The sequence below is a fragment of the Roseiarcus sp. genome, from assembly GCF_052145395.1.
Taxonomy (GTDB): Bacteria; Pseudomonadota; Alphaproteobacteria; order Rhizobiales; family Beijerinckiaceae; genus Roseiarcus.
This window is the reverse complement of sequence record NZ_JBKQOT010000437.1, coordinates 1-7340: the sequence shown is the minus strand read 5'-3', so window position 1 is coordinate 7340 and position 7340 is coordinate 1. Positions and strand designations below refer to the sequence as shown.

5 protein-coding genes are annotated in these 7340 nt (G+C 64.9%); 4 read left to right on the top strand and 1 reads right to left on the bottom strand.

Annotated features, from left to right (window positions below; translation table 11 throughout):
- The first annotated feature begins 306 nt into the window (after positions 1-306).
- Complete coding sequence (locus tag ACLP25_RS14880) at positions 307-2925, top strand: MMPL family transporter (protein ID WP_442469962.1); 2619 nt, start codon at positions 307-309, stop codon at positions 2923-2925.
- Positions 2926-3110: 185 nt separating this feature from the next.
- On the top strand, positions 3111-3875 hold the full coding sequence (locus tag ACLP25_RS14875; protein ID WP_442469961.1) for an MlaA family lipoprotein: 765 nt from the start codon (positions 3111-3113) through the stop codon (positions 3873-3875).
- Here the strand turns inward: ACLP25_RS14875 and ACLP25_RS14870 are convergent.
- A complete protein-coding gene (locus ACLP25_RS14870) occupies positions 3867-4859 on the bottom strand; it encodes a lysylphosphatidylglycerol synthase domain-containing protein (protein WP_442469963.1) in 993 nt (330 codons plus the stop codon). The genes ACLP25_RS14875 and ACLP25_RS14870 overlap by 9 nt on opposite strands.
- A gap of 355 nt (positions 4860-5214) precedes the next feature.
- Here ACLP25_RS14870 and ispH point away from each other — a divergent pair, with 355 nt between their 5' ends.
- Positions 5215-6138, top strand: coding sequence for a 4-hydroxy-3-methylbut-2-enyl diphosphate reductase (gene ispH, locus ACLP25_RS14865; protein ID WP_442469960.1), 924 nt, complete (start codon positions 5215-5217; stop codon positions 6136-6138).
- A 41-nt stretch (positions 6139-6179) separates the two neighbouring features.
- Positions 6180-7334, top strand: coding sequence for an adenosyl-hopene transferase HpnH (gene hpnH / locus ACLP25_RS14860; RefSeq protein WP_442469959.1), 1155 nt, complete (start codon positions 6180-6182; stop codon positions 7332-7334).
- Positions 7335-7340: the final 6 nt, after the last annotated feature.

Below are 7340 nucleotides of genomic sequence, written 5' to 3'. Positions count from 1 at the left end.
GAGCATGCCGAATCCATGCTCGCCTTGCGGATAAACCGAATCAACGGCGACTGGAACGCCTATTGGAAAGCCCTCGCCCAACAAAGCCCCGCCGTCGCCAATGACAACAACCCGCAAAAATCACTGCCCCGCACCGCCTGATTGCATCAGTTTGGATCGCACCCTCTTACGGTCGCGCCCTTTGCCTGGGCGGACCTAAAATGTAGTCTCTCCGAGATGCCTTCCCCTCCGCGAGACCGCCGATTTTGGCGGCGCATCAATCCGGATTGACTTGCGCCCTAATTCGTGCGCTCCACGCGGCCTCCCATGAACCCTCGTGACAGCGCCTTCATCGTCGTAACCATTGCGCGGGCCGTTCGCGCCTCGATCCGCGGCGCATGGCTCGTCATCGCGGGTTACGTCATCCTCGCAGCGCTCGCCGGCGGCTATGTCTCGCGCCACATCGCGATCACGACCGACAGCAGCAAGCTGCTCTCGAGTTCGCTGCCCTGGCGCCAGCAGGAGATCAAGCTTGACGCGGATTTTCCGCAGCGGACCGACCTCATCACCGCAGTCGTGGACGCAGCGAGCCCGGAATCTGCCGAAGAGGCTGCGGCCGCGCTCGCCAACGCGCTTCAGCCACGATCGGACCTCATCCGCACAATCAGCCGCCCAGACGGGGGCGCCTTCTTCGCTCGCAATGGCGTGCTGTTCCTCTCGCTCGATGAAGTGAAGCGCGACACCGCCCAACTCATCAAGGCGGAACCATTTCTCGGGACGCTTGCCGCCGACCCGACGTTGCACGGCGTCATGGGCGCGATCTCGCAATCGACCGAGGGCCTCCGGCTCGGAAAGACCACGCTCGAAAACATGAACCCGGCGATGGTCGCAATCTCCGACGCGCTCGATGCGGTCGCCCAAGGCAAGCGTCCGACCTTCTCCTGGCGCAGGCTCATTACCGGCCGTGAACCGGAGTCCTCGGACCTTCGGCGCTTCGTCAACATCCAGCCTGTGCTCGATTACAACGATCTTCAGGCCGGCGGCAAAGCGACGAAGGCGATCCGCGAAACGATCGCCAGGCTTGGCCTGACGCCGGAGAACGGCGTCACGGTGCGGCTGACCGGATCGGTGCCTCTCGCCGACGAGGAATTCGCGACCGTCGCCGACGGCGCCGCGCTCAACGGCGTGGTGACGATCCTGGTCGTTCTGCTCGTCCTGTGGCTCGCGCTGAAACAGGGGCGCATGATCCTCGCCGTCCTCGTCAATCTGGCCGTCGGGCTCGCTCTGACCGCCGCCGTCGGCTTATGGATGGTGGGGGTATTGAACCTGATTTCGGTCGCCTTCGCCGTGCTGTTCGTCGGGCTCGGGGTCGATTTCGGCATCCAGTTCAGCGTCCGCTTTCGCGCCGAGCGCTACGCCGACAGCGATCTTATCGCGGCTCTGCAGGCGACCGCGCGCGGCGTTGCCGGGCCGCTTCTGCTCGCAGCCGCTTCGATCGCCGCCGCTTTCTATTCGTTCTTGCCGACAGCCTATGTCGGCCTCTCCGAGCTCGGACTCATCGCCGGGACGGGCATGATCATCGCGCTGGTGACGACCGTGACGCTGCTGCCAGCGCTTCTCGCGGCGCTAAAGCCCGCGGGCGAAAATGCGCCTGTCGGCTTCGCCGCACTCGCGCCCCTCGACCATTTCCTCGATCGGCGTCGGAACTGGATCGTCGGAGCGACGCTGACTGCGGTCATCCTCGGCCTGCCGCTGCTCAAGGACCTCCGCTTCGACTTCAACCCGTTGAACCTTCGCTCGAAGCAGGTCGAATCGGTCGCGACGCTCCTCGACCTCATGCGCGATCCCGACACGACCCCGAACACGATCGACGTCCTCGAGAGCGATATCCCGCACGCCGCGGCGATTGTCGAGAGGCTGCGCGCACTGCCCGAGGTTGCGCACGTGCGGACGATCGAAAGCTTCATCCCGAAAGACCAGGACGAGAAGCTCGCGCTCATCGACGACGCAAGCTTCTTCTTTCAGAACACCATGACGCCGGACCAGGTCCATCCGCCGCCGACTCCGGCCGAGACGTTGGAAGCGATCAACAAGACGGCTGACGATCTTTCCCGCGCGGCTGCAGGCGTCGACAGCCCGGCGGCCGCCGAGGCGCGCCGGCTAGCCGGGCTGCTGACGGCTTTGGCGAAGGCTTCGTCCACCGTCCGGGAAGAAGCGGAGCATGTCCTGGTGACCCCGCTGATCACGACGCTCGACCAAGTGAGGGATCTTCTGGCCGCCGAGGCCGTTACACTCGACTCTCTTCCGGCTGACCTGAAGAGCTCCTGGATCGCCTCCGACGGCGAGGTCAGGATCGAAGTCGCGCCGCGCGGCGACGCCAACGACAACACGGTCCTGCGCCGCTTCGTGGACGCGGTCCGCAAAGTCGCTCCTCAAGCCACGGGAACGCCGATCTTCGTCGTCGAGGCGGCGGCGACCATCGTCAAGGCGTTCCTTCAGGCTGCACTGTGGTCGCTCCTGTCGATTGCGCTCATCCTTTTCATCGTGCTGCGCCGCTGGACCGATGTCCTGCTGACGCTCGTGCCACTCCTGGTCGCAATCGTCGTGACGCTAGAAATCTGCGTGGCGACTGGGCTGCAATTGAACTTCGCCAACATCATCGCGCTGCCGCTTCTGCTCGGCGTCGGCGTGGCGTTCAAGATCTACTACGTCATGGCGTGGCGGGCGGGGGAGAAGAATTTCCTGCAATCGAGCCTGACGCGCGCGGTGCTGTTCAGCGCCTGCACGACCGCGACCGCCTTCGGCTCCTTATGGTTTTCGCACCATCCGGGCACGTCGAGCATGGGCAGGCTGATGGCGCTCGCGCTTGTAACAACGCTGGCCGCGGCCGTGCTTTTCCAGCCGGCCCTGCTCGCGACGCAGCGGAAAACGCACTCCGACACCTGATCTGCCGGCCGACGCCCACCGAACTGCGTGGACTGTTGCATATCTGCAATAGTCGCCAACGGACGGGTCTGCTAACCTCGCTTAAAGCTGGGTCTAAATTTGAAAACATAGCTGGCCGCCCCGCTATCTGCCTCGGATTTGCGGGACCGTGGGTATCGCGCGTCGATTCGAAGGGAGCCGAATATATGCAACGCGCTGAGACCTGGTTCATGCGGCTGGCCGCGTTGACTCTTGCGGCGCTCGTGACCGCATGCGCTGGCGTCCCGCGCGACACATCGTTGCCGATCGACGATCCCAACGAGGATTTCAATCGGAAAGTCTTCGCGGTCAATCAGGCGATTCTTCATCCGCCCGCGACGGTCGTCAAGGCGCTGCCCACCCCCGTGATCGATCGGTTGCGCGATGTGGACGACAACCTGAAGGAGCCGCGCATCTTCGCCAACGACATCTTGCAAGGCCGCATGAACGCCGCCGGGATCACGTTTGCCCGCTTCCTCTTCAATTCGACTTTCGGTCTCGGCGGCCTGTTCGATGTGGCCGGCCCGGGAGGCCTGCCGAAGCAGACCGGCGATTTCGGCCAGACTCTTTTTGTATGGGGCGTGCCCGCCGGCACTTACGTTGTGCGGCCTTATTTCGGTCCAGCGACCCAGCGCGACGCGGTCGGCGGAACTGTCGACCTCGTCGCCGACCCGGTCGGCTTGTCGCTAGGGGTTTTCGGATGGAAGGCGGCTGTAGCGGCCGGCGGCCTGAGTGCGGTTGTCCGTCTTGGTCTGCTGAAGGAGGCGGAGGATTCCTCGATCGACTTCTACAGCTTCCTGCGCTCCGACTACTATCAGATCCGCCGGGCGGACCTGCGCGAATCGCTCGGCCTGCCGGCCATAACCGAGTCGCCGGCGACGTCCTCCCCCGCGACCGCTTTGCCCAAGGCCGCGCCTGCGCTGTCACAATGATGTTTGCGGCGAGCCCGCCTCGACGCGGCGCAAGACGTGACGGCTCTCGATCCACTGCCAAACGAACAGACCCGGCAAACCCAGCAGGAGTTCGCGAACCCGCTTCGACAGCGAGAGGGCGAGCGCCGTGTCCGCCGAAAGCCCCATGAGCGCGCCGAACACGACAAAACCGCCCTCCTGCGCGCCGAGCGCTCCGGGCACCATGAACGCCACCGCACTGACGCCCGAGGTGAGGCTTTCAAGAACAAACGCGTCCACAGCGCTGAAAGGCTTGTGGAGGCAGCGCATCAAAAGCCAAACCTCGCCCGCGCTTGCAGCCCATCCGGCAAGCCGCAATAGGTTGGCGCGAAAAAAGGCGAAGCCGCGGCGATATGTGGCGACGATCGCCTTGTCTGTCGCCGAAGCCGAACCCATCAAGGCGACTGGCCATTTTCCGGGCGCTACGCGTCGAGCGAAATTGGCGAACCTGAGGAACATGCTCCCATGCTGGAATCCGACAAAGATCGCGATCAAGCCCGCGAGCGCCCCCACGCCGATCAGCAACGCGCGAGCGGCAGGGACCGATGCGAGCCCGCCGAATCGCGCGATCAACAGAGCCGCGCCGGCGACGACAAATATGAGCTGAGTGACGACGCCGACCGTGGTGTCGACGACCATGCTAGCGGCCGCCTGCGCGCCGGGCAGACCGCGATGGTGGGCTAGCCGGGCGCCCGCGATATCGCCGCCCACGCCCGCTACGGGCAGGAGTGAATTGATCGATTCGCGGATCCAGCGGATCCACACGGCAGTGAGGACGGGTGTCCGATGTGCGGGCGGCATCAGCGTGCGCCATGCGAGCGTGCTGAATGACAAAGGGACGGCATGAAAGACGGTGATCGGCGCGAGCCACCAGCCAAGCAGCAGCATCGCGCTCGCCAGCTCGGCCGCGCCGCTGTGGACCACAAGGAAGATCACAAGCAACACGCCAACCAATGCGGCGGCTATCAGCGACGTCGAAATGATGGCGCTCCCTGTTCAGAGGCGAATGGCGCCGACGGGCCGTCAGGGACGATCGCGGCGTTCGCTCACTTATCAGATTTCGAGTTTGTGCACTGCGGCGCTGACATTGTCCGCACCCGCGCCCGAGCCGATTGCACGCGCGCGGTCCCCATCCGCGCAATTCCGTCCGGGCAGCGATGATGGCGTCGGTGCCGAAGACGCGGGCGGCGCGGCGGCTCATTTTTGTCGAAAGCGCGGCATTCGGTATAGTCCCGGGACCGAAGCGGTTTCGGTGGGTCTGGTTTGGCGCGCTCGACCGGGCCTTTCGGGCGGCGGAGAGGCGTGAGACGAGGGAGAGGAAGTGAAGATTGTCCTTGCCCAGCCGCGCGGATTCTGCGCCGGGGTCGTGCGCGCCATCGAAATCGTCGAGCGGGCGCTGGAGAAATATGGACCGCCGGTCTACGTCCGCCACGAAATCGTGCACAACCGGCATGTCGTCGAATCGCTGAAGGCGAAGGGAGCGCGTTTTATCGAGGAGCTTCGCGAGGCGCCGCCAGGCGCGTTGACGATCTTCAGCGCGCATGGCGTGTCGCGAAAAGTCGAAGACGAAGCCAGGCTCATGGCGTTGCCGACGATCGACGCGACCTGCCCTCTGGTGACCAAAGTGCACAACGAGAGCCGCCGTTATGTGGCCCAGGGACGGATCTTGGTCGTGATCGGCCACGCCGGGCACCCTGAGATCGAAGGGACCCTCGGACAGATCGAGGGCAAGGCGCATCTGGTCCAAAACGAGCAGGACGTGGACGGACTCGCGATCGCGCCCGACGCTCCCGTCGCCTATGTCACCCAGACGACGCTCAGCGTCGACGACACGCGCGGCGTGATCGCGGCCCTCAATCGCCGCTTCAGCGATATCCAAGGGCCGGAGACCCGGAACATCTGCTACGCGACCCAGCACCGGCAGACCGCCGTGCGCGAATTGGCGCGGGTCGCCGACGTCATTGTCGTGGTCGGGGCGCGCAACAGCTCGAACTCGACTCGTCTTCGGGAAATCGGGGAGCAGGCGGGCTTGCCGAGCTATCTTGTGGCCGACGGCGGCGAGATCGATCCGCAATGGTTTCGCGGCGTCAATGTGGTCGGCGTGACGGCGGGCGCCTCCGCGCCGGAAGTCCTTGTCGATGACGTGGTGGAAGCTTTGAAGCGCATCGCGCCCTCGGACGTGTCGGTTCTGGATGGCCCGGAGGAAAGTGTCAGCTTTCGCCTTCCGGCCGAGCTTGCGCTCTGATAGCTCGTCCACTCGACCGGGTTTTGTCAAAGGAGCCGCTCATGGGCATACCGTTTCGGCAGGTCGTCAGCGTCGGCGCCTATGTCGTGCGCCAACACCTCGCCGGCCGCAAGCGCTATCCGCTGGTCCTGATGCTCGAGCCGTTGTTCCAATGCAACCTGGCCTGCGCGGGCTGCGGCAAGATCGACTATCCGGACCCGATTCTGAGTCAGCGCATCTCGGTCAGGGATGCGCTGGATTCGGTGGACGAATGCGGCGCCCCGGTCGTCGTCATGGCCGGCGGGGAGCCGCTGCTGCACAAGGACCTGCCCGAGATCGTCCGAGGCGTGATCGCGCGCAGGAAATTCGCCATCGTCTGCACCAACGCCCTCCTGCTGCAGAAGAAGATCGATCAGTACCAGCCGGGTCCCTATTTCACCTGGTCGATCCACCTCGACGGCGATCGCGAGGCGCACGATCGGTCGGTGTGCCAGCCGGGGGTGTACGACCGGGCCGTCGCCGCCTTGCAGGCCGCGAAAGCCAAGGGTTTCCGCGTCACCATCAACTGCACGTTCTTCAACGACACCGATCCCGAGCGAGCCGCCGCGTTCTTCGACACGGTGACCGAGCTCGGGGTCGACGGCATCACGGTTTCACCCGGCTACGCTTACGAGCGGGCCCCCGACCAGGCGCATTTTCTCAACCGCTCGGCCACCAAGGAGCTGTTCCGCGCCATCTTTCGCCGCGGCGACCGCGGCCGGAAATGGGCCTTCAACCAGTCGGGCCTGTTTCTCGATTTTCTCGCCGGCAATGAGACCTATCGCTGCACCCCGTGGGGCAATCCGACACGCAATGTCTTCGGCTGGCAGCGGCCTTGCTACCTCCTCGGCGAGGGCTACGCCGCCACCTTCCGGGAGCTGATGGAGGAGACGGACTGGGACGCCTATGGCGTCGGAAATTACGAGAAATGCGCCGACTGCATGGTCCATAGCGGGTTCGAGGCGACGGCGGTGGCGGACTCGGTCAAGCGGCCGTGGAAGGCGCTCGGCGTGGCGCTCAAGGGCGTGAGGACGGAAGGCCCCATGGCGCCCGAGATTTCGCTGGAAAGGCAGCGTCCGGCGGAATTCGTGTTCGAGCGCAGCGTGGCGCAAAGGCTGTCAGAGACGCGGCGGGAGCAAGTCGGGGAACGGATCGCCAAGACGGCTGCAACGCCGTAAGGCGCG

Bases quoted from the DNA above. Each gene is read 5' to 3' on its own strand.
- ACLP25_RS14880 (WP_442469962.1), top strand. From the start codon at position 307: ATGAACCCTCGTGACAGCGCCTTCATCGTCGTAACCATTGCGCGGGCC.
- ACLP25_RS14875 (WP_442469961.1), top strand. From the start codon at position 3,111: ATGCAACGCGCTGAGACCTGGTTCATGCGGCTGGCCGCGTTGACTCTT.
- hpnH (WP_442469959.1), top strand. From the start codon at position 6,180: ATGGGCATACCGTTTCGGCAGGTCGTCAGCGTCGGCGCCTATGTCGTG.